Source organism: Pseudoalteromonas sp. APC 3893, from assembly GCF_030408095.1.
Classification (GTDB): Bacteria; Pseudomonadota; Gammaproteobacteria; order Enterobacterales; family Alteromonadaceae; genus Pseudoalteromonas.
The window spans coordinates 153392-179630 of the sequence record NZ_JASDCD010000008.1 but is presented as its reverse complement, the minus strand read 5'-3'; the positions used below and the strand labels follow the sequence as shown (position 1 = coordinate 179630).

Annotated in this window: 19 protein-coding genes, 1 tRNA gene and 1 pseudogene; 2 read left to right on the top strand and 19 right to left on the bottom strand. The window is 36.8% G+C overall.

The window, feature by feature from the left end:
- The first annotated feature begins 246 nt into the window (after positions 1-246).
- Entirely contained in the window at positions 247-477 is a 231-nt protein-coding gene (yacG, locus tag QMA12_RS12030) for a DNA gyrase inhibitor YacG (protein ID WP_087534398.1), read from the top strand.
- A gap of 232 nt (positions 478-709) precedes the next feature.
- Here the strand turns inward: yacG and QMA12_RS12025 are convergent.
- A tRNA-Ile gene (locus QMA12_RS12025) sits at positions 710-786 on the bottom strand.
- 253 nt (positions 787-1039) lie between these two features.
- Between QMA12_RS12025 and QMA12_RS12020 the strand changes: the two genes are divergently transcribed.
- Positions 1040-2407: an MBL fold metallo-hydrolase gene (locus QMA12_RS12020; protein ID WP_290211361.1), complete on the top strand. Its 1368-nt coding sequence runs from the start codon at positions 1040-1042 to the stop codon at positions 2405-2407.
- A 524-nt stretch (positions 2408-2931) separates the two neighbouring features.
- Here the strand turns inward: QMA12_RS12020 and galU are convergent.
- From galU to QMA12_RS11930, 18 genes and pseudogenes are all read right to left on the bottom strand, one after another.
- Positions 2932-3843 (bottom strand): UTP--glucose-1-phosphate uridylyltransferase GalU, encoded by a 912-nt coding sequence (gene galU, locus QMA12_RS12015; protein ID WP_290211360.1) that lies wholly within the window; start codon positions 3841-3843, stop codon positions 2932-2934.
- 1415 nt (positions 3844-5258) lie between these two features.
- Entirely contained in the window at positions 5259-6425 is a 1167-nt protein-coding gene (locus QMA12_RS12010) for a nucleotide sugar dehydrogenase (protein WP_290211359.1), read from the bottom strand.
- 749 nt (positions 6426-7174) lie between these two features.
- Positions 7175-7552, bottom strand: a complete 378-nt coding sequence (locus tag QMA12_RS12005; RefSeq protein ID WP_290211358.1) for a GxxExxY protein — start codon at positions 7550-7552, stop codon at positions 7175-7177.
- Positions 7553-8013: 461 nt separating this feature from the next.
- Positions 8014-9963, bottom strand: a pseudogene (locus QMA12_RS12000) (nucleoside-diphosphate sugar epimerase/dehydratase).
- A 197-nt stretch (positions 9964-10160) separates the two neighbouring features.
- The gene (locus QMA12_RS11995) at positions 10161-10508 is read right to left on the bottom strand and encodes a four helix bundle protein (protein ID WP_290211357.1); all 348 of its coding nucleotides are present in this window, start codon (positions 10506-10508) and stop codon (positions 10161-10163) included.
- Positions 10509-10637: 129 nt separating this feature from the next.
- Positions 10638-11186, bottom strand: a complete 549-nt coding sequence (locus QMA12_RS11990) for a sugar transferase (RefSeq protein WP_290211356.1) — start codon at positions 11184-11186, stop codon at positions 10638-10640.
- A gap of 15 nt (positions 11187-11201) precedes the next feature.
- The gene (locus QMA12_RS11985; protein WP_290211355.1) at positions 11202-12137 is read right to left on the bottom strand and encodes an SDR family oxidoreductase; all 936 of its coding nucleotides are present in this window, start codon (positions 12135-12137) and stop codon (positions 11202-11204) included.
- Positions 12134-13357, bottom strand: coding sequence for a glycosyltransferase family 4 protein (locus QMA12_RS11980; RefSeq protein ID WP_290211354.1), 1224 nt, complete (start codon positions 13355-13357; stop codon positions 12134-12136). Before QMA12_RS11980 ends, QMA12_RS11985 begins: the two co-directional genes overlap by 4 nt.
- Positions 13342-14472 (bottom strand): UDP-N-acetylglucosamine 2-epimerase (non-hydrolyzing), encoded by a 1131-nt coding sequence (gene wecB, locus QMA12_RS11975; protein WP_290211353.1) that lies wholly within the window; start codon positions 14470-14472, stop codon positions 13342-13344. Before wecB ends, QMA12_RS11980 begins: the two co-directional genes overlap by 16 nt.
- 36 nt (positions 14473-14508) lie before the next feature.
- A complete protein-coding gene (locus QMA12_RS11970) occupies positions 14509-15618 on the bottom strand; it encodes an NAD-dependent epimerase/dehydratase family protein (RefSeq protein ID WP_290211352.1) in 1110 nt (369 codons plus the stop codon).
- The gene (locus tag QMA12_RS11965) at positions 15619-16662 is read right to left on the bottom strand and encodes a polysaccharide biosynthesis protein (protein WP_290211351.1); all 1044 of its coding nucleotides are present in this window, start codon (positions 16660-16662) and stop codon (positions 15619-15621) included.
- Positions 16663-17789: 1127 nt separating this feature from the next.
- Positions 17790-18572: a glycosyltransferase gene (locus QMA12_RS11960; RefSeq protein ID WP_290211349.1), complete on the bottom strand. Its 783-nt coding sequence runs from the start codon at positions 18570-18572 to the stop codon at positions 17790-17792.
- A gap of 6 nt (positions 18573-18578) precedes the next feature.
- Complete coding sequence (locus QMA12_RS11955) at positions 18579-19364, bottom strand: glycosyltransferase family 2 protein (protein ID WP_290211348.1); 786 nt, start codon at positions 19362-19364, stop codon at positions 18579-18581.
- A 79-nt stretch (positions 19365-19443) separates the two neighbouring features.
- Positions 19444-20577, bottom strand: a complete 1134-nt coding sequence (locus QMA12_RS11950; protein WP_290211362.1) for a polysaccharide pyruvyl transferase family protein — start codon at positions 20575-20577, stop codon at positions 19444-19446.
- Positions 20577-21647 carry a nitroreductase family protein gene (locus QMA12_RS11945; protein ID WP_290211347.1) on the bottom strand — a complete coding sequence of 357 codons (1071 nt, stop codon included), beginning with the start codon at positions 21645-21647 and terminating at the stop codon, positions 20577-20579. The genes QMA12_RS11950 and QMA12_RS11945 overlap by 1 nt, the downstream gene beginning before the upstream one ends.
- Positions 21644-22954: a flippase gene (locus QMA12_RS11940; RefSeq protein WP_290211346.1), complete on the bottom strand. Its 1311-nt coding sequence runs from the start codon at positions 22952-22954 to the stop codon at positions 21644-21646. The genes QMA12_RS11945 and QMA12_RS11940 overlap by 4 nt, the downstream gene beginning before the upstream one ends.
- A gap of 590 nt (positions 22955-23544) precedes the next feature.
- Positions 23545-25785: a polysaccharide biosynthesis tyrosine autokinase gene (locus QMA12_RS11935; protein WP_290211345.1), complete on the bottom strand. Its 2241-nt coding sequence runs from the start codon at positions 25783-25785 to the stop codon at positions 23545-23547.
- Between the two features lie 14 nt (positions 25786-25799).
- Positions 25800-26234, bottom strand: coding sequence for a low molecular weight protein-tyrosine-phosphatase (locus tag QMA12_RS11930; protein WP_290211344.1), 435 nt, complete (start codon positions 26232-26234; stop codon positions 25800-25802).
- Positions 26235-26239 lie beyond the last annotated feature (5 nt).

The window sequence follows — 26239 nt, the reverse complement described above, 5'->3', positions numbered from 1 at the left end:
TATTCACAAAGAGGTTATGAGGCGCTGCGCTTAAGAGTGAAGGTACAAAGAAGACACTAGGAGTTAGGGGTAAAATATATATTTTTGTTTTCTCATTTACCCTCATTCACTTCTCTTTGTGCAAATAAGTATTTACCTCCGTAGCCCGCAATTCAAAACATTTACTTTTATTTATCCCTTATCATTTACACTCATCCACTTCTCTTTGTAAAATAAGCCTCAATGCTTTATTCATGAGAATATATTATGCCAACAGTTGTAAACTGCCCTACTTGTAAAACCAAAGTTGAATGGTCTGAGCAAAGCCCCCATCGCCCATTTTGTTCAAAACGCTGTCAATTAATTGATTTAGGTGAATGGTCATTTGAGAATAACAAGATCTCAGCACCAATTACATCTGCTGAAGACTTAAGCCAAGATATGATTGAAGATATTGAAGAAATGCTCGCCAAAAACGACGACGATTTCTTTAAATAAACACCCAAAAATCACACTCCAAACCTGTAGAAGAGCGCTTTAGCGCCGATGAGGTCTGCCCCCCCGAACCTCAAACACAATCACGGCTGAAGCCTGTTCCTACAAGATAAATTACAACACACAAAGGGGTGATTACGAATTTCATAGGATGAAGGTTAAATTAATTGAGTACTTCAGAAGTAACGTAGAGACTTGGGTACGGTGATTTATTTGGAAGTCGAAAACTTTAAAATGGTGGCCCCTCGCAGACTTGAACTGCGGACCTAACGATTATGAGTCGTGTGCTCTAACCAACTGAGCTAAGGGGCCATTTTATATATTAGTATGATTATACATAACTAAATTTTTTTGAAGCATTTAACCACCTAAGCGATTAAAGCGGATTGCAGTATAAAAAGTTTTTACTGGCTTGTCACTAGCAAAAAGCTTTATTTTAACAATCAACAAGCTAACTGCTTAAATAGTAGCCGCAAAGTAGCTTTATTGGTCAGAAAGGCAATTCATAATTTAATATTTCCCTTTTACTGCTACACTTTTCATTTGCAGCTAAAAGGAGTTAACTATGCAAATAAAGCACCACGGAGCAGTAAACGGCGTAACAGGTTCTTGCCACGAGCTGATGGCATCTAAAAATACTTCAATATTAATCGATTGTGGGCTATTTCAAGGGGAAGATGCAGGTATTGATTTATCTATACAGTTTGACGTATCAAATATAACGGCACTCATTGTGACCCACTGCCATATTGACCATGTTGGCCGTATTCCATACTTATTTGCGGCTGGCTTTACAGGGCCTATTTATACCTCTATAGCATCGGCGAGTTTGCTACCCTTAGTTATTGAAGATGCGCTTAAAGTTGGCGTAACCCGCGACGAAAATATTATTAACACATGCTTAAATCTACTTAATAAGCGGATAGTTGCCGTAGAGTTCGGCCACTGGTTTACACTACCTAGTGATGATCAAGCTCCGCTCAAAGCCCGCCTACAACGAGCCGGACACATTTTAGGCTCAGCTTATGTTGAAATAGATATAGCTGATAGAAAAAATAAACACCGAGTGGTATTTTCTGGTGATTTAGGCGCCCCATACACGCCATTATTACCGGCTCCAAAACCGCCCTACAAAGCTGATACTTTAGTGATCGAATCAACCTACGGCGATAAAAGTCATCAAGGCCGTAAACAGCGCACAAAAACGCTCAAAAAAGTAATTGAAACAGCAGTCGCAGATAACGGTATAGTACTTATACCGGCGTTTAGCATAGGCAGAACACAAGAGTTATTGTATGAGCTCGAGCAGCTAATTCACAGCTCAAGTAAGCAATCACCTTGGCGAACCATAGAAGTCATTGTTGACTCTCCTATGGCTGCAAATTTTACCCAGCAATATCGTCAATTTAAAAGCCTGTGGGATACCGAAGCCAAAAAGCGTTTAGCAAAAGGCCGCCACCCACTTAACTTTGAAAGCTTACATACAATCGACAGTCATAAAGAACATATGGCAGTGATCAATTATTTAAGCCAACGAAAAAAACCCGCGATCATACTTGCAGCAAGCGGCATGTGCCAAGGTGGTAGAATCGTCAATTATCTTGAAAGGTTTCTGCCAGACAAAACCACTGATGTTATTTTTGTTGGCTATCAAGGTAGAGGAACATTAGGGAGAGAAATTCAAAAATACGGCCCTCGCGGCGGCTATGTATTTATAAATAATGAAAAGGTACATATCAAGGCGCAAATTCACACCATCAGCGGCTACAGCGCCCATGCTGACCAAAACGGATTAGTAAAATTTGTAACCGGCATGCGCAAAAAGCCAAAGCATATAAAACTTGTACATGGTGATGATAATGCAAAGCAGGTATTAGCACAAAAGTATCGTGAGGTTTTAGGGGAAGGGGTTGAAGTTGAAATTGGGGAATAGGCTTTAGATATTATATTGCAGAAGAGGAACTGCTATGAACTTTGAACAATTAGATGTATGGAAGCGTTCTGCACGCTTAAGTGCCGATATTTATAAATCAACGATTCGTTAAAAGGCTTAGGGCTTCAACAAAGTATAAATACAATTTGCACAAAGAGAAGTGAATGAGAAAAAAATGAGAAGAGTAATGGGCTACAGGAGCCATGCTATAAATCGTAGGAGAGCGCTTTAGCGCCGATTAGCTTTAATACATAAGCTCAAACATCATCACGGCTGAAGCCTGTTCCCACAAAGATAAAGTCCACCTTTAACCTCATAAACCCAGCGCCTCTTAACCACTGTGAATAAATCACTTGAAAAGACTACTAACAACGAGCTACAGGCGGTGCGCTATGAATACACCTAGCTCCTAGTCACTTCCCTAAAACCTAGTTCCTGTTTCCTCTAAAGCGCAGCGTCTCTTAACCTCTTTGTGAATAAATCACTTAAAATCAACGCGGCATACAGCCGCGTCAAAGCTAAACTTACACTGCTTTTAAGTGACTCTTTTCTTTTGGCTTAACTAACTCAGACACAAAATTTGTAAAGTCAGTTCCTAAGTTTTCATCCCGCATGCTGTATTCAACAATCGCTTTTAAATAACCTAGCTTATCACCACAATCGTGAGAGCTCCCGCTCATGTGAAACGCCTCAACCGTTTCTTTTTCCATTAGCATATCAATAGCATCAGTAAGTTGAATCTCACCACCTGCACCCACAGGGGTTTTAGCCAGTAATTGCCAAATAGCTTTAGATAGCACATAGCGACCAACAACCGCTAAATTAGACGGTGCATCCTCAGTGTTTGGCTTTTCTACCATAGTTTTGATTTTTGCACTTTCGCCCGCACCAATTACAGCACCATCAATATCAGCAATACCATATTTGCTCACATCTTGCTGTGCAACTGGCTCAAGCATAATTTGACTTGCTTTAACGTCATTAAAACGTTTGATCATTGCCGCTAAGTTTTCAGTTTTTTGATCAGCCGTGTATGCATCTAAAATTACATCAGGCAATACAACTACAAAGTCGTCATCACCTACGATTGGTTTAGCACATAATATCGCATGGCCTAACCCTTTAGCTTCGCCTTGGCGAACGCTCATAATAGTTACATCAACCGGGCAAATTGAGCGTACTTCTTCAAGTAAGGTGCGTTTAACACGCTTTTCAAGTGTTGCTTCTAGCTCGTAACTAGTATCAAAATGGTTTTCAATAGCATTTTTTGAGTTGTGCGTCACTAATACGATTTCTTTAATGCCTGCAGCAACACATTCATTAACGATATATTGAATAAGTGGTTTATCCACCAGTGGTAGCATTTCTTTTGGAATTGCTTTGGTCATTGGTAACATACGAGTGCCAAGGCCAGCTACAGGGATTACAGCTTTCATTATTAGTCCTTTATTCAAGTTTTTATTAATTCAATTTAAGTTTAAATTATCAGTATGAAGATTTATAGGAAGTGAATGAGTTCTAGGTTCTAGGTTCTAGGTTCTAGGTTCTAGGTTCTAGGTTCTACAAATTATAAAATATGACACAGTGAAAGCTACGGGCCACGAGCTAAAAATACACTAAATCCTAGCACCTTTATTACACCGTAGGAAAGCGCTTTAGCGCCGATTGGTTTGGAACACATAACCAAAAAACAATCATGGCTAAAGCCTGTTCCCACAAGACATAACACCTAGCATCTTTATTACACCGTAGGAAAGCGCTTTAGCGCCGATTGGTTTGGAGCACATAACCAAAAAACAATCACGGCTAAAGCCTGTTCCCACAAAAGCTAGACACCTAGCACCTTTACTATCGTAGGAGAGCGCTTTAGCGCCGATTGGTTTGGAACACATAACCAAAAAACAATCACGGCTAAAGCCTGTTCCCACAAGACAAAACACCTAGCACCTTTACTATCGTAGGAGAGCGCTTTAGCGCCGATTGGTTTGGAGCACATAACCAAAAAACAATCACGGCTAAAGCCTGTTCCCACAAGACATAACACCTAGCACCTAGCACCTTTATTACACCGTAGGAAAGCGCTTTAGCGCCGATTGGTTTGGAGCACATAACCAAAAAACAATCACGGCTAAAGCCTGTTCCCACAAGACATAACACCTAGCACCTAGCACCTTTATTACACCGTAGGAAAGCGCTTTAGCGCCGATTGGTTTGGAGCACATAACTAAAAAACAATCACGGCTAAAGCCTGTTCCCACAAGACAAAACACCTAGCACCTTTACTATCGTAGGAGAGCGCTTTAGCGCCGATTGGTTTGGAACACATAACTAAAAAACAATCACGGCTAAAGCCTGTTCCCACAAGACATAACACCTAGCACCTTTATTACACCGTAGGAAAGCGCTTTAGCGCCGATTGGTTTGGAACACATAACTAAAAAACAATCACGGCTAAAGCCTGTTCCCACAAGACATAACACCTAGCACCTTTATTACACCGTAGGAGAGCGCTTTAGCGCCGATTGGTTTGGAACACATAACTAAAAAACAATCACGGCTAAAGCCTGTTCCCACAAAAGCTAGACACCTAGCCCCTTTGCTCTTTCGCTTTCCGTCTTTAATCTTTTCCTCTGTGAACTCTGTGTTCTCTGTGGTGAATTAATCATTTAAAACAATTTTACCACCGAGGGCACCGAGGCGCTTCGCTACACAGAGAAGAAAAAGCCACGAGCAGTGGGTAACAACTGGCGAGCTATTAATACACCTAGCTCCTAGTCACTTCCCTAGCACCTAGCATTTTCCTAATACCTTTGCCCTTTAACCTTATTACTTACAACTAGGCGCTACGCGCCTAATCACTACCAAATAAATCTCGCGTATATACTTTATCAGCAATATCATTAAGCTCTTCAACCATACGGTTTGACACTACAACATCTGCAAGCTGTTTGAATTCATTAAGATCTTTCATTACGCGAGAGTTAAAAAATGCATCTTCTTGTAACGCTGGTTCATAAACAACCACTTCTATACCTTTAGCCTTAATACGCTTCATAATGCCTTGAATTGCAGAGGCTCTAAAATTATCAGACCCTGTTTTCATCACTAAACGATATACACCTACTACTTTAGGATTGCGTTTAATAATTGAGTTAGCAATAAAATCTTTACGGGTAGTATTGGCGTCAACTATTGCGCCAATCATATTATTAGGTACATCTTTATAGTTAGCTAATAATTGCTTGGTATCTTTAGGTAAGCAATAACCACCATAACCAAATGATGGATTATTATAATGATTGCCAATACGTGGGTCTAAACTAACACCTTGTATAATTTGCTTTGCATTTAAGCCATGGCTTTCAGCGTAGCTATCAAGTTCATTAAAATAAGCTACCCGCATAGCAAGGTAAGTATTAGAGAATAATTTAATGGCCTCAGCTTCAGTTGAGTCTGTAAACAAAATCTCAATATCTTGCTTTATTGCACCTTGCGCAAGTAAATTGGCAAACGTTTGCGCACGCTCACTTTGCTCACCTACAATAATACGAGATGGATACAAATTATCATGCAACGCTTTACCTTCACGTAAAAACTCTGGCGAAAATATGATATTGTCAGTGCCAAACTTTTCTTTAACCGATTGAGTGTAGCCAACTGGCACTGTCGATTTAATCACCATAGTGGCCGTTGGGTTAATTTTTATTACATCTTTAATAACCGACTCAACACTATTGGTATTAAAATAGTTGGTTTCTGGGTCGTAATCTGTGGGTGTTGCTATAATTACAAAATCAGCTCGAACTAATGCTGACTCTTTGTTAGTTGTAGCTGTAAAATTAAGCTGTTTATTTTGTAAAAAGTCACTTATTTCAACATCAACAATCGGTGATTGCTTGTCTTTCAAAAGTGCGACTTTATTTTCGTCTATATCAAGCGCAACAACTTGATTGTGTTGCGCAAGCAACATAGCATTAGACAGGCCAACATACCCTGTACCAACAACAGCAATTTTCATCTTTTGATTCCTTTAATTTCTATATTTTGCTTCCTAGCACTAAGCTTAACATGCTCAGAACTACGATTATAAATTTTCGAGCTTCGAGCTTCGAGCTTCGAGCTTCGAGCTTCGAGCTTCGAGCTTCGAGCTTCGAGCTTCGAGCTTCGAGCTTCGAGCTTCGAGCTTCGAGCTTCGAGCTTCGAGCTTCGAGCTTATCAGACAGTTTAGTGCTCTTTTTCACAAAGAGAAGTGAATGAGAATAAAATGAGAAGATAAATATTTCACTCTACTAACGAGCATCTAATTTCTTTCCTAGGTCCTTTCACCTCATAAGCGCAGCGCCTCTTAACCTCTTTGTGAATAAATCACTTAAAACAATTTTGCACAAAGAGAAGTGAATGAGAACAAAATGAGAAAAATATGGGCTTTGTGCAACGAGCTGCAGTCGGTGCACCATGAATACACCTAGCTCCTAGTCACTTCCCTAGAACCTAGTATCTTTTTCCTCATCAGCGCAGCGCCTCTTAACCTCTTTGTAAATATATCACTTTAAAAGATCTATTCGCACAAAGAGAAGAGAATGAGAAAAAAATGAGAAAAGCCATTGGCTGCGGGCTTTGAAAAACCTTCAACCTAGCACCTTTACCCTTTCACCTCTTCAGCGCAGCGCCTCACAACCTCTTTGTGAATATATCACTTTAAAAGATCTATATGCACAAAGAGAAGTGAATGAGCGCAAATGAGAAGACATAGTTACTCAATTTATTTCAGACACTTAAGTTAAGCCGCTTTACTCCATCAATAAGCTTAGTTGTATTAAAGTTTATCAACAGACCAGCATTGATTTTTGACAACTTCATATACGTCAAAGTTTGCGCTGAATGAACTGCTAATAACTTATCAACTGACTTTAACTCGATTATTAATTTACCGGGTATTAATAAATCCAATCTATAGCCTGCTTCGATCTCAAGACCCTTATAGTGAATTGGTAGTGAAACTTGTGCTTCAACAATAAAACCACTTTGTTCCAGCTCATACAAAAGGCAAGACTCATAACTAGATTCTAATAAACCTGGGCCTAATTGTTTATGCACTTCAATTGCGCATCCAATAACTTTTTGTGTGAGATGATTAGTATCCATACTTATCCTCTTTATGGATAAATTACTTAAAACATTTTTGCACAAAGAGAAGTGAATGAGAACAAAATGAGGAAAGCCATCGGCTTTGTACAAGGAGCTGCGGGCTATTAATACACCTAGCCCCTCGTCACTTTCCTAGAACCTTTTCTATCCCTCATAAGCGCAGCGCCTCTTAAACTCTTTGTGAATAAGTTACTTAAAACCTATTTGCACAAAGAGAAGTGAATGAGAACAAAATGAGGAAAGCCATGGGCTTTGTACAAGGAGCTGCGGGCTATGAATACAACCTAGCTCCTAGTCACTTCCTCATAAGCGCAGCGTCTCTTTACCTCTTTGTGAATAATCACTTTAAAAGATCTATTTGCACCAAGAGAAGTAAGCCACGGGCTGTGAGCTATGAAAAACCTTTAACCTAGCTCCTAGTCACTTTCCTAGCGCCTATCACTTCTAACCTTTACTCTTTAACTCTTAATATTCACTACTTTTTGCTTACCGTCATCTGGTAATAGCTTTTTAGCATTCCATACCAAATCACAAATACCATCAGTTGGGTTAAAACCTGTTGGTGCATCAAGTAATAACTGGCGAATTGTTTCGTGGTCAAAGTTATGGCACGCAATATCTAACGCTTCTAAAAATACATTTAACTCAGCAAACGGTAGCATAACTTCGCTCGCGGTCATTATGCGCTCATGGGTTGTTTCACCCACGTTATCGCCAATAAGTAACTCTTCATATAGTTTTTCACCAGGGCGAAGACCGGTGCACTTTATTGTAATATCACCATGGGGGTTGTTTTCATCTTTAATTTCTAAACCAGATAGGCGCACCATTTTTGATGCTAAATCTTTTATTTTGACCGATTCGCCCATATCGAGCACAAATACATCGCCACCTTTACCCATTGACCCTGCTTGAATAACAAGCTGTGCAGCTTCAGGTATGGTCATAAAAAAACGGGTGATGTCTGGGTGAGTTAGCGTTATTGGCCCGCCTTCTTGTATTTGCCTTCTGAATAAAGGCACCACCGAGCCAGATGAGCCCAACACATTACCAAAACGCACCATACAAAAACGGGTGCGGTGCTTAACCCCTTTATTTTGAGCAAGGCCCTGCAATACAAGCTCTGCCATACGCTTAGTTGCACCCATTACATTAGTTGGGCGTACCGCTTTGTCAGTAGATATTAATACAAAGGTTTCAACCCCGGCATTAACAGCCGCTTTTGCAGCATAGTATGTACCAAACACATTATTACGCACCCCCTCTACCACGTTATGCTCAACTAATGGCACATGTTTATATGCTGCAGCGTGATAAACGGTTTGCACACCAAAGGCAACCATTACGGTTTCAATCCGGTTTATACGCTATACCGAGCCCATAATAGGCACTAGCTCTATATCAAGCTGATTACTAACTATAAACTCATTGAGCTCTTTTTCGATTGAATATAAACCAAACTCTGAGATTTCAAACAACACTAGTTTACTTGGCTTTTGTTTAACTATTTGCCTACAAAGCTCTGAGCCTATAGACCCGCCAGCGCCAGTTACCATTACTATTTTATCAGCAATATTCGCTTTCATTAGCTCAGGTTTCGGCGTAACTGGGTCACGGCCTAGTAAATCTTCAATTTCGACATCTCTAAATTCAGAGAGCTTAGCTTTACCCTCAACCACATCTGCCATACCTGGGATTGAAAGTACTTTAATGCTGAGCGGTTCAAGCTGGGCTAACACTTCTTTACGACGGGAGCGACTGGCACTAGGCAAAGCCAACAGTACCTTAGTCGCTTTACCTTTATTAATAAGGTCGTAAATACCTTTAAAACTAATTACCGGTATACCTTGAATTATAGAGCCTTGCTTTGTTTCGTCATCATCTATAAATGCGCGTACATAATACTCAGGCCCTGCACATAATGCGGTAGCAAGTTGCCTACCAGCAGAACCTGCCCCATAAATAATAACCGACTCTTTATTAGCCGTAGCCATTTTACCTATCATGGCACGCACTAAAATACGTGAACCACCCACAGTTAATAAACATAACCAGGCAAAAATAAATGGCATTGTGCGGGGTATTGTAATACCAACAAAAAACGAAAGCAGCACTAAGGCAACCGTGGTAATAAAAGTACCAAGTACAATTGCCCACAAAGCTTGTGAATTCATGTATCTAAGTACAGCACGATATAAACCTAAATTTATAAAAGCGTATAACCCTGTAGGTATCAGTAAGGCAAGTAGCAGCCAATTATCTACCTCATAAAATGGCGCTAAACTATCTAACCTAACAATAAGCGCTAACCAAAACGCGGCTGCAATAAACAGCGCATCAATAAATAAGGTTATCGCACGCTTTTTAGCCCGCGGAGCATTTAAAATAGACCGGATAAAACTATCCACAACAAGTTCCTTTTTTTGTACCGTTGATTCAAAATTAAAAAAACTATTCTAGCTCTTTAATTGTTAAAATTTTATGAATTATAGCTTATAAAAAGCGGAGGAGCTAGGAGCTATCAGCTATCAGCTATCAGCTATCAGCTATCAGCTATCAGCTATCAGCTATCATCTATCAGCTATCAGCTATCAGCTATCAGCTATCAGCTATCAAATTTTATTTTTGACTTTAGGGTTGTCAACATTTTTGATAACTCAATGGTTTCATTTATCCACTGGGCGCCTATATTTTTATCTATATAACTAATGTCTATACCAATATAAATCTGTGTTCTAGCTTCCGCTAAAGAAGATCTAGATATGTCTAAAAATCTAAGCCGCTCTTTATTGCTTTCACGAGTCATCCCCTCCGCTATATTACTAGGCACTGATAGGCTGGAGCGTGTTAATTGATCCCTAAAACCAAAATCTTTAAGGTATGCTGTCTTTTTATATACATCAGCACTCAATCGTGCGGCGCGCTTCCATACTTCTAACTTTTCGAAATTCATTGCTTGCTCTTTTTAAAGTGTTTTAAAACCTTATAGGTACAAAACATTTAAAAAGCAAATAACCTCTGTGATCTGACGGCTGACGGCTGACGGCTGACGGCTCGAAACTTAGCTCTTCCCTAGAACCTTTTACTTAACCCGGTCCCCACTACCACTTCCGGTTACTGTCATTAATATATATTTAAAATAGTTTCCGATAGTTAACGTGTCGATCATCTCACGGTCTGTTTTGGCAAGTAATTCAGGAGTCGACATATCAATTTCATTCACTTGAGCAAGGCCGGTGATGCCTGGACGTACAGCAAATACGTTTTTAGCCTCACGTGCTTGGGTTAGATCTTCTTGGTTAAATAAACCAGGGCGAGGGCCTACTAGGCTCATTTCGCCTTTTAACACATTCCAAAGTTGCGGGAGTTCATCAAGCTTAGTTTTACGTAAAAAACCACCAAAAGGAGTGATCGAAGCGGTACTTGCTAAGTGGCTTGCGACAGATGCGGTATCAACAGTCATGGTTCTAAATTTGACCAGTGTAAATGGTTTTTTATTACGGCCAACACGTTCTTGGGTAAAAATAGGTGAGCCGGTATCAAACAAGCCAATAATGTATAAAATCACTAAAAATGGTGACGCAAATAGCAAACCAAAAAGTGAAAACAAAAAATCGAGTAAACGTATCATTTATAAATCCATTAATTATTTTGTTGAAGGTTTTTTAGCTGCTAGTTTAAAACCATGTTCAACTGAGTATGGCGGTTTCCAGTCAAGGGTATTTTTTGTATGACTAATATCTAACTGCAATGAACCAGTTAATCTGTCAATTACATCACTTTTATTAAGTAACTTACCTGCTAATTTAAAACACCAAACTGGCATTGGCAAAGCTAGGTTTTTTTTACCTTGTACTTTTGCCATTAATGCTACCATTTCAGATGTTGATAAATCATGATCATCACTAGCTAAAAACACTTGATTAGCCGCTTTAGGGTGCACAATACAGACTTTAATTAAATCAACTAAGTTATAAACTGATACTAAACTACGCTTGTTATTGCTTATCGATCTAAAAGGCAATGGTAAACCTTTGCCAACAAAGCGCATAAGCGAAGCAAAATTGGCTTTTACACCTTCACCGTAGACCAACGGAGGTCTAATTATCACAATTTCCATCCCCGTTTGCTTCCCAAGCTCTAATAATTGCTGCTCAGCTTCAGCTTTAGATATTCCGTAGGGGTCTTCAGGTTTAGGAATATCTAATACTGTATAAGGGCTTTTACTTGTAGTGCTTTCACCATTAACTTTTATAGAACTAACAAAAATAAAACGTTTAACACCTGCTTTAGCCGCTTGCTTAGCTAAATTTAGGGTGCCATCAGTATTTATAGCTCTAAATTCAGCTAAAGGGTCTGTAGCGTCATCGTCCATAATATGAACCCTTGCAGCGCAATGCACAACAACATCAACTTTTACAAGCGCCTCGTTATAAAGTGAACTCAAGTCCAAATTATGCGTAAAAACATTTCCAAGATTAGACTGCTTTCTTCCGAGTAGGTTTAATTGATAATTGCCTTGCAATTGCTCAGCTAAATTATTACCGACAAAACCTGAGTAACCAGTGATTAATATTTTCAATGCTGCTCTTCCATCGCTAAAATAATTTTTCGCGCGGCCTGCTCGACAGAAAAATTCTGTTTCAAAAGCTCGTATGAATTTAATCCCATTTGCCTGCGTACTTCAAGATTTTTCAAAAGCTCAATTGCTCCTCTCGATAGATCATCATCATTACCATTAATAAAAGCAAACCCTGATACAGAGTCATTAATATAACCAATCAAATCATTGCCTGCATTGACACTGCCTAATATAGGCAATGACTGAACCATGTAACCTAAAAGTTTACCAGGGAAATTATGCGCTTGATGGGTTTTTGCCAGAGAAAACAAACCAATATCAACTTGGGTTAGAATTTCTTTATATTGAGATTGGTTAACCGAAGGTAATATTGTTACATTGTTTAATTTCAGCTCAGTTTTCAATCTATTTATTAGCTCAAATTCATCACCTTGACCAACAAATAAAAAATGCGCTTCAGGTATACATTTCAATCTCTCAGCTAGTCGAAGTAAATTAGCCATATCTTGAGCGTGACCAATATTTCCACCGTAAAAAAAAATCACCTTATCTGTAAGATTGTGCTCCTCTCTCACATCTATCGAATAGTTCTCAAATTTAGACGGTACTAAACTAGCCCAATTTAAAAGTACTTCTGTATTTTTATATTGAGGGTTAATGGAAGAAAAATAATCTATATTAGCTTTAGACATTAAGCCAATTTTGTTTGAAGACTTATAATTTAAGTGCTCAAAATAGCGAAAAAACTTAGCAATTAAAGAATCCTTTTTAATCATACCCTCATCGATTACCCACTGCGGGAATAAATCTCTGAGAACTAAGTAAATATAGGTATCGTATTTACGCCTAAATTTAGCCGTTAAATTTCCGAAAAAAATCGTAGGCGAATAATTTACACATAAATCAAATGGAGCTTTGTTAACCTCGCCCTTAATTGCCCCCCAAGCATGAAATGAAAGTAAGCTTTCGTTTATTGCTCGCTTAAACTTACCAACACCACGGCGTAATCCTGCGCGAAACCGCCAAACGGTCACCCCATCAACAACCTCAATTATTAACTTTTTATTCTGTTCGGGTAACCCAGGCGTAATAACAACTACATCATGGCCCTGTTTCATAAACTCATGGGCAAGTTCATGAAACATTTTAGCATGCACTAAAGTACTACTAGGTAAGTAATCATCTGGTAGAAGTGCTATACGCATTAATATTTTTTCCAAACCACGCGATTAACATAGTCAGTATAAGAATGAATAATTCTAACCACCTTATCAGCTACATTTGGCATACTATAATCGTACACTTGGCGCAATAATCGTTGTTCACCCACTGGTTGCGACTCCAGTATTTGCAAGCCTTGCATTACACGATCTACACCTAAACCAACCATCATTACCGAAGCTTCCTCCATTCCTTCAGGTCGCTCATGCGCTTCACGGAGATTCAATGCAGGAAAATTCATTATTGAAGACTCTTCGTTAATGGTCCCACTATCAGAAAGTACAGCCTTAGCATTTTTTTGTAAGTTATTATAATCATGAAAACCTAACGGTTTTAATAACCTAATATTTTTATGAAACTCAATTCCTTGTGCTTCTATTCTGTTTCTTGTGCGCGGGTGGGTCGAAATTATTACTGGCATATCATAATACTCAGCAACTGCATTAAGCGTATTTGCCAAGTTTATAAGCTGCTTTGGAGAATCAACGTTTTCTTCTCGGTGAGCACTTACTACAAAAAACTGGCCTTTTTTAAGCTCAAGCTCTTTTAATACATTTGATGAATCAATTTGAGGCATATAATGTGTCAGCACTTCAAACATCGGGCTGCCTGTTTTTATAATACGATCAGCAGGAATTCCTTCAGCTAACAAATAGTCTCTCGCAATAGTGCTGTAAGTAAGGTTAATATCAGCAGTATGATCGACTATTTTACGATTAGTTTCTTCAGGGACTCGTTGATCAAAACAACGATTACCAGCTTCCATGTGGAATATAGGAACCTTACGGCGCTTTGCTGGTATAGCTGATATACACGAATTTGTATCACCTAATACAAGCATGGCCTCGGGCATAACCTCTTCAAGTACTTCATCAACTTTAATGATTACTTGGCCAATTGTTTCAGCTGCATTTTTACCAGCAGCATTTAAAAAATAGTCTGGTTTTCTAACACCTAAATCGTTAAAAAAAACTTCATTAAGCTCAAAATCATAATTTTGACCTGTATGAACTAATATATGTTCACAGTGCTCATCAAGCTTAGCTAGCACTCGAGATAAACGAATTATTTCTGGTCGTGTTCCCACAACTGACATTACTTTTAACTTTTTCATTTTGCTCACTTAAAATCTGAAATTTAAAAAACAGCTTTATAAAGGCATTGCAACAGTGTCTGGTTTGTCTCTGTCAAATATTTCATTTGCCCAAAGCATAACTATCAACTCCTCTGAGCCAACATTTGTTATATCGTGAGTCCAACCTGGTACTGTTTCTACTATTGTACGAACAGCTTCTGAAGTATTAACCTCGTACTCTTCACCAGTAGCAATCTGTTTAAATTTAAATCGAGCTTCACCCTTTAACACTAAAAACTTTTCATTTTTCGAATGATGATAATGCCCACCGCGAGTTATCCCTGGGTGTGCTGTAAAAAATGAAAACTGACCAGAATCAGTTGTTTTAAGCATTTCGCTAAATGAGCCACGTTCGTCAGTGTAACTCGGTACATCGTAAGTAAATTGCTCAGGCTTAAAATAGCTTAAATAAGTAGAATAAAGCGCGCGCTCAAAACCAACGCCTACCTTGTTAGTTATTAAAGAGGTGCGGCTTTGTTTAAACTCATTCAATAAGCTAACAACCTTACCTACTGTAGTTTTGTAAACTGCCTCCACTTGACTATATTCTTTTGGCTCTGAAGGCGTATTGGTTAGTAAACTAACAAACTCATGGCAAACATCATCTATATAAACAAGACTAAGGGGTGCATCAGCATTATGTACAGTAATTGGTAAGTCGTTTATTGTGTTATAACAAAAGGTAGCCACTGCAGAATTATAATTAGGCCTACACCACTTACCAAAAACATTCGGTAATCTGTAAATATAAGCAGCACTACCTATTTTCTCTCTGTAGGCTGCAATAGCCGACTCTGCGCCAGCTTTACTTACCCCATAAGGATTATTTAATTCCGCTTGAATTGATGACGTAAGTAAAATTGGCGTACTACGCTTATTGTTAACAAGTGTATTTACTATTTTTTGAGTTAAATCTGTATTGCCTTGTTTAAACTCATCATCATTTTTAGGTCTATTTATACCGGCTAAATGATATATAAAATCAGCATTTTTTACTTTTTCATCAATACTTATGTCGTCATCATCGCGGGTGATTTTTTCAACATTGTCAAACCCTGCTTCTTTTAAATGCACACATAAGTTTCGACCAATAAAACCATTAGCACCAGTTACTAAAATATTCATTTACACACCTTCTGGTACTATTAATTTACCTGCTTCAATATCACGCATGAAGTCAAGTTTACGCAGTAGCTGCTTCATCCCTTCAACATCTAAGCGCTCCGTATTATGGGAGTTATAGTCTTCAATAGTAGACAAATCTTTATCGCCTTCGTCTGTATATTGTGCATAATTTAAATCACGGTTATCCGCTGGTATACGGTAATAGTCGCCTTGATCTTGAGCTACAAACATCTCTTCACGGCTACATAGAGCTTCAAACAGCTTTTCGCCATGACGAGTGCCAATTATATTTACTTTGTGTTCTGGCTTACTAACCATCTCAAGAATAGCTTGTGTTAGTACTTCAATGGTTGCTGCAGGTGCTTTTTGTACAAAAATATCACCATTCTCACCATGTTCAAAGGCATGAAGAACCAAATCAACAGCATCGTCTAATGTCATCATAAAGCGAGTCATTGATGGGTCTGTTAAAGTAATTGGTGTATTTTCGATAACTTGACGGATAAATAACGGAATAACCGAGCCACGCGATGCCATTACATTACCATAACGAGTACCTGAAATTACGGTATTTGTGCCTTCTAAATTACGACTTTTAGCAACAATCACTTTTTCCATCATTGCCTTAGAAATTCCCATAGCATTAATAGGATAAACGGCCTTATCGGTGCTTAAACACACAACGCGGCTAACGCCATGAAAAATTGCCGATTCAAGTACATTTTCAGTGCCTAAAACATTAGTCTTTACTGCTTCTAATGGATAAAATTCACATGACGGCACCTGCTTTAGAGCTGCAGCATGAAACACGTAATCAACACCACGCATTGCAGTAGAGATACTTTGAGGATCACGAACATCACCAATGTAAAATTTTAGCTTTTCATTGTTAAACGCTTTGCGCATATCATCTTGTTTCTTCTCATCACGAGAAAATATACGAATTTCTTTTATATCAGTTTCTAAGAAGCGATGTAGAACTGCATTACCAAAAGATCCTGTACCACCAGAGATCAATAAAATCTTATTCTGAAAAATTGACATTTTAACTCCTAACTTTTTCACGGATTAATACATTAGAAAACAAAAAAACATGCAATATAAAAACAAAGGAGTTAACACCTAATACTAAACCTTTGGTATTTAATATTAAAAACAAAATAAAGAAAAGCAAACGTTCTCTCTTAGACTTGAACGAAAGACATATAAGATTAACAAAATACCCAACAACTAGAAAGGTAAAGGCGATACCTCCATAGTTGTATAATATAATCCAACCAATATCACTTCGATAAACATCAGATCCATGAAAAAGATATCTAAAACTTCCGAAGATATGTTCGTATAGGTAAGTGTTAGTTATAGTAAGGTGTGATTCAAGTAAAATATTAATAGTCCTTAAACCATCACCGTTAACAAATTCATCATAAAACCTAGGAAAAAACTCTGCACCCAAGACTAGTATGAACAAAAAGAATAGGGTGATTGATAAAAGCTTAATTAGAAAATTAACTTTAGATAGCATAAACGACAAAATCAAACCAATTGAAGCCAAGTTAGAGTTTATTATTTGAGTCAAAACTGTCACAAAACTTAATTTAATATTTCTAATGTAAAAAATGCAAAGAACAACCATTAATATGGGAGTAGTATAGTTAATTTCTGTCGAATATCCAAAACCTCTAACCAAGGCATTAAAATCATTTAAATTGGATGAGCCTGACATCCCATTGATATAATAAATGAATGATTTAAAGCTGGGTGAAAAAAATGTAGCAAGCCAAAAGAATAGTTGTAGAATAAAGACCCATTTTATTATTTTATATAAAAAACACTTACTATTAACATTAAAAAAACAAACAATAAAGTACGCAGAAAGAATTGAGCCCAATATAATTGTTATCGTACGAACAGAAAATGATGAATTCAGATTATTGAACAGATTCATCGTACATAAATCAACTATAAGGGAATATAAAAGAATAAATAATAAAAAAAATATATACTTAGAATTAAAAGATTTTAATAAAAGTCTAGAATTGCCATGCTGTGTTAAACTAACCCCAGCACCAGCCAAGCCTACAATATAACAAAAAGAAAGCAAGGGATGTATGAATGCAATTCTAAAGAACACTATAAAAAAAAGAAAATAAACCAAGATAAATAGACCTTTATTTGAGGAATCTACAAAATATTTTTTTTAAATATGGCACAAAGAATACTGTTGTAATAACGTAATAAAATAACCTTTTACAAGAAATGTTTTTATGATGTTTTTTTATAAATTGAATCTTACCTTTCATTTGTTTCCATGGGTTTTTAGTTATCCTCTCACCTTCATGATTAATGAACGAAACAAAAACATTTTCAAATACCGTAGCATTTTTTACTTGCATACTTGCACGAAGAAATATATCAGTATCCTGTCCAGCAACTAGAGATTCATCCCAACATTGTATTATCCCTAATAATTCTTTAGAAAATAATACACAAGAGGTGTTAACTTCATGTCCTGTATTATAAAACTGTTTATCTATAGCCTTTCCGTTAGGTATTATTTTTTCGCTATAGCTGCTGCCTATATTAATAGAAGAGAGAAATATTAATTTTTCTAGCTCTGAACTCTTAATCCTTGTAATTACTTTATTTATTGAAACTGCATCAATCAAATCGTCATCATCAAAAAACCAATACCAATCAGAGTTAGCTTTTTTTATACCCACATTCCTACTATAACATGCCCCGCGATTCATTTTATTAAATTCAAAAATAACATTAGGATATTTTGTTTTTAATTTTTCCAAAGCTTTTCGATGAAATTCGGTGCTGAAATCATCTACAACTACAATATTCAACTCATTTATTATATCTTCACTTACAATCAAAGCTAAAAGATTCGAAAGTCTTTCTGAACGATTGAATGTAGGTATAATTATAGATATTAATTTAGACATGTGTAATCACTTAACATAATAATATAACAACTTAAATAAAAATTTGTACCCTAAGGATCTTGAATAATAAAAGTACTTCAACAAGTTGATTTTATAATTGTAAACTCCATTTTTCTTCAAAACTTCGTTATGTTTTTTTGAAATAAGAAATCGACTAAGCATAGTATCTTTATTAATAACTTTAGTTAATGAGTTAGCTGACTCAGTTACAGTATATAAGATACGCTTATCGAAATTTATCAGTTTTGCTCTTAACCCTAAAAACAAAGAAAACATCATATCATTCGAAACAAATGTCTCATCAAAGAAAATTTTATTTTTATCTATTAGCTCTCTTTTTATTAATTTTCCCCAAGGGACATAGTGCTGGTAAATAATGTCCTTATCTTCATTATCTACCAAGTTAGAGTATACTTTATGCCTATCGCCCCTCTTATTTAATAGCACATTGTAACTAGTAACATTAAAATAGACCACATCATATTCAGTTTCTAAATACTCATTGAAAACATCAAATGCACCAGAACAGAAGTAATCATCTGCATCAGCAAACAAAATCCAATCATGTGAGGCTAGTTCAAGACCTTTATTCCGGCAAAAGCCAGCTCCTTTACATACTTTATTTCGAATAAAAGTGCAGAATGGATATTTCAAACTTATATTATATAATCTATCTTTATCTTCACTATTATCATCCACTATAATAATTTGAGTATTACTTTTATCTATACTTAAAATTAATTTCTCTAATGAATCGAATGAATTCCGATGTGGAATAATTACACTTACCATAATTACCTCATAAAAATTATTATATGAATAGATACATTATGCCATTTCAACTTTTTAATTGCACTGTAATATAATAACTTCAGCTATCAATCTCATTAAAAACTTGTGTCCACATAGATTCTGATTTTTGTTTTTCAATAATACTGTTTTTTGATATTTTCTCTTGTACTGTAGAATACACATTTTCATCAAATAGTTTTTCAAGTTTCTCTAATGCAACTGAACTTTCTTCATCAACAAGGAACTCTTCACATTCATAATCTGTCATTAGCATTTCATATTTATGACTCCAACCAGTTGCAATACATGGTTTAGACTGGCTCAAGCCACTCACAAGACCATGAAACCGAGAGCTAACCACTATATTTGACTTACCTATAATACCTTTAATTTCTAAAGGATCACTATACTCCAACAAATCAACAGGCTTATCTAATAAGCGATTTATTAATAACGCCAAATCTAGATCTTTTTTACCTTCATGCAAAAGTAAAAAAGGTATTCTACCTTGCTTAATTGTAAAATTAATCATGTTAGCAAACGAGTTTGCATAACTTTCTAAGGTCTTATTTTGATTCATTTCAATCATTTTTGCATTCGGTATAAAACATACATCTAGTGTTCTATCTAAAAGGTTGCTTGGTAATTTACCCAGACAAAGGTTTGTATAATCAGAGGATAGTCGCAGTATATTTTTATTTTTTGAGATAAACTTATCTAAATAGTTAAACGAGCTTTTATCTCTTGCAAAAATAAGTTCAGCATATTTATCTATTTTTTGAAGTTCAGTTTTAAAACCAGCTTGCTCGAAGGGACCAAAGGCTTGAGGCAAAAAGATTATCTTTTTCCCACTTTTATTCCATTTTGGGAGATACTTAGTAACTCTATTTTTAAGCTTTTTACTGCCCCATTGATCCCCATAAGCAAAACCAGAAGCATCCAGTATTATATCAATTTCGGAATCAAGTATAATACCAAATTTCTCTCTCAGTTTTCTTGGAATCAAAAAACCAACCCCACCTAATTGATAACCTCTTAATGTAAACCAGAATTTTTGATAAACATTATTATTTGAACGAGACAAAAACTCTGTTGATGGTTCAACAACAAACTTAGCATCCGGATATTTTGATAATATCTTTTGTTGTATTGACATTAACATTAATTCAGCACCTTTATTTGGAGAGCCAATACCTATAACTTCTATAATCATCACTTCATTACCTTAACTAATTGTGAGCTATCTTTTTTCTGTGAATATGGAATGCCACCGACATTCGAAGCATAACCAACAGCCATTAGCATAACTGTACGTTCTTCTAGTCCTAAGCCTAATAATTTATCTAATTTTTTTTCTCTTGATTCGATATCAGGCCAATTTATAGCACAGGAATTTAAACCCAAAGTTTCCAGAGCTAACATTAATTGCATTGTTACTAATGAACCATCAATGTAAATGACGTGCCTATCTCTTTCTGAAGGATAAGCAGATAAGTCGCCTACGACTGCTATAATCATTTGTAAGTTATGTGAAAATCCTGCTGTTCCCATGGCACAATCTGCTACCATTTTAACTTTTTCTTTATCAACTAAAGTATGAAATTGAAAAGGCTGTCTATTACAAGCTGAGGGAGCTTGTGTTGCAATGTTAACAGCCTTATTTATTAATGAAATATCAACTGGTTTATCTTGATACCAACGTACTGAACGTCTCTGTTTAAATAAAGCTTCTAATTGGTTGAATGTAATATCAGATTTTTCTATCTCCTGATATTTATAAGGTATAGATTCCCCTTTACTAACTAGATTATAGTCTCTACATACTTCATTATACTTTTTGCGAGCTTTATCTATGTCTGTATCTGAGCCAACAACATTAAAGTACTTAGACAAAACATCATTAAACCAAACACCTTCATAACCTTTAAACTTATTTTGTTCAATAGTAAGTGAGAAAGCATCAACGGTCTCTTCAATAAAAGCTTTACCAAAGACATCCCGCCTAGGTTCCATTATCAAACCTTTTTCTAGTCGATGGATATTCCTACGTAATAAAACGTTACTTTCTTCGATATGCTTCAATGACTGGTAATATTTTAATCTTCCTTTAAGTACAGATTGCTGCTCTCTTTTAAAGTTATGATTAAATAACAAATAATAAATTGAAGAGGAAAGTCTTGTTTTAGAAAAAAGATAGATAATATAGTGATCTGTTTTTTCAAACAACACTCTGCACTTAGTTATTAAACTAATTGGAATTATTTTTTTAAGTTCATTTTTCATAATTTCTTTTTTAAAACCCGATATGGAAAAGTTGTTGTTTTGGTCATAATTTCAGCCATTGGTCTCGTTTTACAATGAAACCATAAAATTAAATAGCCAGATATTGCATAAGATATTAGAGTTGCCCAAGCGGCTCCAGTTATACCAAAACTAGGGATCAAGAAGTAGTTTAATAGTATATTCATAACTGCTGCCGCGCCATGCGAAACAAGTGAAAAGCTAAGTAGGCCTTCAGCTATTAACCACTTGCTCAGCAATGCTCTAATGAATATAAATACTCCTGACCATATATGTATATTGAGTATTTCCGATGAAGCTGTATAGTTATCACCATACAGTACTTTTATAATTAACGAAGATAACATTGTTATTACAAGAGCTAGGGTTATTCCTAACCAAAATAAATAATCACATAATTGTTGTAAGTTTTTCTCATATAAGATTGAATCAGATCTACTATTCAGTAATTTAGGGAAAAATGAAGCTACAATTGCGGTAGGGAAAAAATACCAGACTTCAGATAACCGCACAGCAACAGAATATATGCCTAACTCTTCCCCATTTAACATTTCCCCTATCATAATTTGATCGATTTTCAAACATACAATAGACATAACCCCTGACAATATTAACCACTTAGATTGAGATAAAAGCTCTTTAGCATAGCTAAATTCAAATTTTAATTTAAAAGACCATTTTTTAAACCAAATAAAATAAAGGCATAATAACCCCCCTGTTATTATCGGTTCAAAAACAATCACCCACAAGAAGTATTCCAACTTGACATTATAATAAACGCCAACCAGTTTAGCGAATGAACTAACGATAAGAACAACTACCCTAACCTGTACAACATACTTAGACTTAACTATTGATTGGAAATAGAAATCAACAATATATAATGATGAGAAACTGCTACCTATCGCACCTAGAACTATCCATTGTTCGGGTATTAAAAGCTCTACATCTAACAATTGAATAAGTGCTACAACCAATAAGGTACTTATTATACCACCCGCCACTCTTAATATTAGTGCGGTACCGACTATAACATTACTTTCTTTTTTACTATTGACCAACTCCCTTACTATGATTGCATTTAGCCCTAGAGCTGAAAAAGGCATAAGAATCAAAATTACTGACAGTAAGTAGTTGAATTTACCAAAATCTGATACTTCTAGGTAGCGGGCTAATATTACGGATATAGCCAGAGCCAACACCATAGTTAAAACTTTCTCACCAAATAACCAAACAATATTATTAATTGCTTTTTTTGTCGATATAGATGTAGATTTCAAGCCTAACAAATTAACACTCATTTATTTTTAATATAATTTAACATTATTTTCACTAATAAACACTAGAATCAAACTCAAGTATTAATTACCCAGCTATATAAACTTAAACAAAACAACACTGAAAGATTTCATCATTCCCTTCCCTATTAAAAACCCAAAAACTGAGGAAAAAGAAATAAGCCTTTATTACCTTTCTTTGGGATAAACTCTAAAATATAAACAAGTACATATTACATTTAAGGTAATTTAAAGAAGAATATTGTAATGTATCTTAGAAGAACATTTGATAAAAACAAGTTATCACCCTGCTATATATCGATAAATCCTTAGAAACAACCTTAATAGTCACCTCGCATTTTTAAAGGTCAAATTTGACTTTACAAACCACGACTACTTCGTAATGCAGCATACTATTATTTAGAGCTATCGTGACTTATAAGTTTAGCTTTCATTATTTATCTCGGCCTTCACCAAACATGAATTCTATATAAAATATCAAGACAGCTAGTTATATATTTATACGTATCTACTATAATATTACCTTTGACAATATAATTTATAATCATTCCGATATAAATAATATTGCGGCAAAGTTAATACTAAACATCAGATTTGTATTCATAATTGTAGTAACCATAATAACCGTATGCATTGCTGGCTTTTTTAACCACACCGTTGAACACGACGCCTTTAACATCTGTGCCGTTTTGTTCAAAACGGTTACGGGTGAGTTCTATTTCACGCAAGTGGTTTTGGCCAAAGCGGGTTACTAGTAACGTAGTGCCGGTGTGGGCACTGACTATTGCCGGATCGGTTACAGCTAAAATAGGTGGCGTATCTATGATTACTAAATCGTACTCAGTACTTACCTCTTCCACTAACTTGCTAAAATTACTATGCATTAGTAATTCAGACGGGTTCGGCGGTATTTGACCACGGGTAATTACACTTAAGCCTTCAACTTGGGTTGGCTTAGTTACTTGTTTAATATTTAAACGGCCCGATAAATAATCACTTAAGCCATCACCCCATTCTATACCGAATTGAGTTTGTAAGTAGCCTTTGCGCATATCGGCATCGATGATCAGTACTTTTTTACCGCTTTGCGCCAATACTGCGGCTAAATTTACTGATACAAATGATTTACCTACGCCAGGGCTTGGGCCCGAAATAGCAATTAGGTTATTTTTAGCTTCCATCATCGCAAAGTGCAAGCTAGTACGTAAGCTGCGCAAAGCCTCAATTGATAAATCGGCTGGGTTATCAAGGGCTAATATTGATATAGCTTTATTATTACCTTTACGGGCTTTACCAAACCCGGTGAGTTTTTCTTGGTAATCCGAGTAGGGTACGCTGGCGTAAACAGGCAAGCCAATTGCCTCAATCTCATTAGGATCTTCAACGCCTTTATGCATGGCTTTTTGCACTAGTACAATGGCGACGGCAAGCATGCCGCCAAGCATAGTCGCCATTACCACAATTAAGGCTTTTTTAGGTTTCACTGGCTTTGAGGTATTGACTTCAGCGTAGTCAATAATACGTACATTACCTACAGTGCCGGCACGTACTATGTCGAGTTCTTGGGTTTTGCTAAGTAGTAACGTATAAATCTGGTTGCTTACTTCAACATCGCGTTTTAACCGCAGCAGTTCTTGTTGAGTCTCTGGCAAGTTACCTACTTCACCTACTAGCTGTTGCTTTTGCTCGTTAACAGCTGCTATTTGTTCAATAATACCTTGGTAAGTGGGGTGATCTTTTTTAAACTTACGGCTTAGCTCAAGGCGTTTTAGTTCGAGCTCTTGTAGTTTAGTTTCAAGCTTAACTACTTGCTCAAGCACGCCTTGAGTTTCAAGGGTAATATTTATTGACTGACGCTGTATTTGGTAGTCGTTAAAGCGCTCTTCTGCGTATTCAAGTTGTTTTTTTATTTCAGGGAGTTGCACCTCTAAAAACTCAAGGGACTTTTGTGCTTCAGCACTGTTACGCTCAACATTACGGCGCACATAAATAGCCGCTACTTTATCAAGTACTTTTTCAGCGTAATGAGGCTGCGCACTTTGCAAGCTTAAGTTAATAATGCCTGAGTCTTTGCCTTTTTCACTGGCTGAAATAGCTGCTTGTAAGTCTAAAATAGTGTTTAAACGGTCTTTGCGGCTAATAATAAACTCAGTGCCAGCGCGAGCATTTAAACTACGTACCGTTAGGTTAAATTTACCGTTTGTGAGTTCTTGCCCTACTTTACCGGCTAAAACCTGTTCACCTTCACCGTTTAATAACACAAGGCTATTATTCTCTTGCGCTTGTAGAGTAAAACCAGCACCAATGGCAGATTTTGGTACATCAAATCTAAATACATCAATGCTTTCACCGCCCCAAGCGTAGGAGGTTGCACCAAAGCTCGGTTCAGCTAAATCGCCCTCACTCATAGGGGTAAATTTACGAAACGCACGGCCACCTATAAATGGGAATAGTTTAGGCTCAGCAATTATATCAAGCTTTAGGGTATCAACTGCCTCACCTATGATAGAGCGTGATTTTAGTAGTTCGATTTCGGTCACCGCAGCAGAGGTGCTTTCAAACATGCCGGCCATGTCATCAAACCCTGGTACTGAGCCACTGCTATCTTCAACTTGGATCATCGCTGTAGCTTGGTATATTGGGGTAGAGAATACGGCGTATACTACACCGACAAACATAAACACAGCTGTTATTGCAATGATAAAATATTTACGATCGAGCAATGCGCCTAATAGCGCCATTAAGTCAATCTCTTGGCTTGGGTTTTGATCTGGTGTGCGGTTTTGCTTATTTGCTGCTATTGCAGTGGGCTGAGCATTCATGTACTAGCCTATCCTTATAAATACTTTTGCCAAGCGCTACAGGCGCTATCGATTAGTTCATATACGTGTTCAAATGCTTCAAGGCTTTGCCTGTAAGGGTCGGGAATTTCTTTATCGCCTAACCATTTACCAAGTAAAAACGTTTTACCACGGGCCTCAGGGTAGCGGCTGCACAAATCAGTTAAATGGCGTTGTTCCATCACTAAAATCACACTATTTTGTGCCACTAGGCTCGAGTTAAGTTGGCGACCTTGGTGTGCATCCATATTTATCCCGTATGGTGCAGCAATTTGTTTTGCCGTTGCATCAGCCGGTTTACCTTCAAGTGCGGTTAACCCGGCTGATGACACTTTAATATTTTTACCTTCAAGCTTACTTTTCAGTACGTACTCTGCAGTCGGGCTGCGGCAAATATTACCCGCACACACCACTAAGATAGAGTCAAACATCGCAT

Excerpts from the sequence above, each read along its gene's own strand:
- yacG (WP_087534398.1), top strand. The coding sequence starts at position 247 with ATGCCAACAGTTGTAAACTGCCCTACTTGTAAAACCAAAGTTGAATGG.
- QMA12_RS12020 (WP_290211361.1), top strand. The coding sequence starts at position 1,040 with ATGCAAATAAAGCACCACGGAGCAGTAAACGGCGTAACAGGTTCTTGC.
- galU (WP_290211360.1), bottom strand. The coding sequence starts at position 3,843 with ATGAAAGCTGTAATCCCTGTAGCTGGCCTTGGCACTCGTATGTTACCA.
- QMA12_RS12010 (WP_290211359.1), bottom strand. The coding sequence starts at position 6,425 with ATGAAAATTGCTGTTGTTGGTACAGGGTATGTTGGCCTGTCTAATGCT.
- QMA12_RS12005 (WP_290211358.1), bottom strand. The coding sequence starts at position 7,552 with ATGGATACTAATCATCTCACACAAAAAGTTATTGGATGCGCAATTGAA.
- QMA12_RS11995 (WP_290211357.1), bottom strand. The coding sequence starts at position 10,508 with ATGAATTTCGAAAAGTTAGAAGTATGGAAGCGCGCCGCACGATTGAGT.
- QMA12_RS11990 (WP_290211356.1), bottom strand. The coding sequence starts at position 11,186 with ATGATACGTTTACTCGATTTTTTGTTTTCACTTTTTGGTTTGCTATTT.
- wecB (WP_290211353.1), bottom strand. The coding sequence starts at position 14,472 with ATGAAAAAGTTAAAAGTAATGTCAGTTGTGGGAACACGACCAGAAATA.
- QMA12_RS11970 (WP_290211352.1), bottom strand. The coding sequence starts at position 15,618 with ATGAATATTTTAGTAACTGGTGCTAATGGTTTTATTGGTCGAAACTTA.
- QMA12_RS11965 (WP_290211351.1), bottom strand. The coding sequence starts at position 16,662 with ATGTCAATTTTTCAGAATAAGATTTTATTGATCTCTGGTGGTACAGGA.
- QMA12_RS11960 (WP_290211349.1), bottom strand. The coding sequence starts at position 18,572 with ATGTCTAAATTAATATCTATAATTATACCTACATTCAATCGTTCAGAA.
- QMA12_RS11955 (WP_290211348.1), bottom strand. The coding sequence starts at position 19,364 with ATGGTAAGTGTAATTATTCCACATCGGAATTCATTCGATTCATTAGAG.
- QMA12_RS11950 (WP_290211362.1), bottom strand. The coding sequence starts at position 20,577 with ATGATTATAGAAGTTATAGGTATTGGCTCTCCAAATAAAGGTGCTGAA.
- QMA12_RS11945 (WP_290211347.1), bottom strand. The coding sequence starts at position 21,647 with ATGAAAAATGAACTTAAAAAAATAATTCCAATTAGTTTAATAACTAAG.
- QMA12_RS11935 (WP_290211345.1), bottom strand. The coding sequence starts at position 25,785 with ATGAATGCTCAGCCCACTGCAATAGCAGCAAATAAGCAAAACCGCACA.
- QMA12_RS11930 (WP_290211344.1), bottom strand. The coding sequence starts at position 26,234 with ATGTTTGACTCTATCTTAGTGGTGTGTGCGGGTAATATTTGCCGCAGC.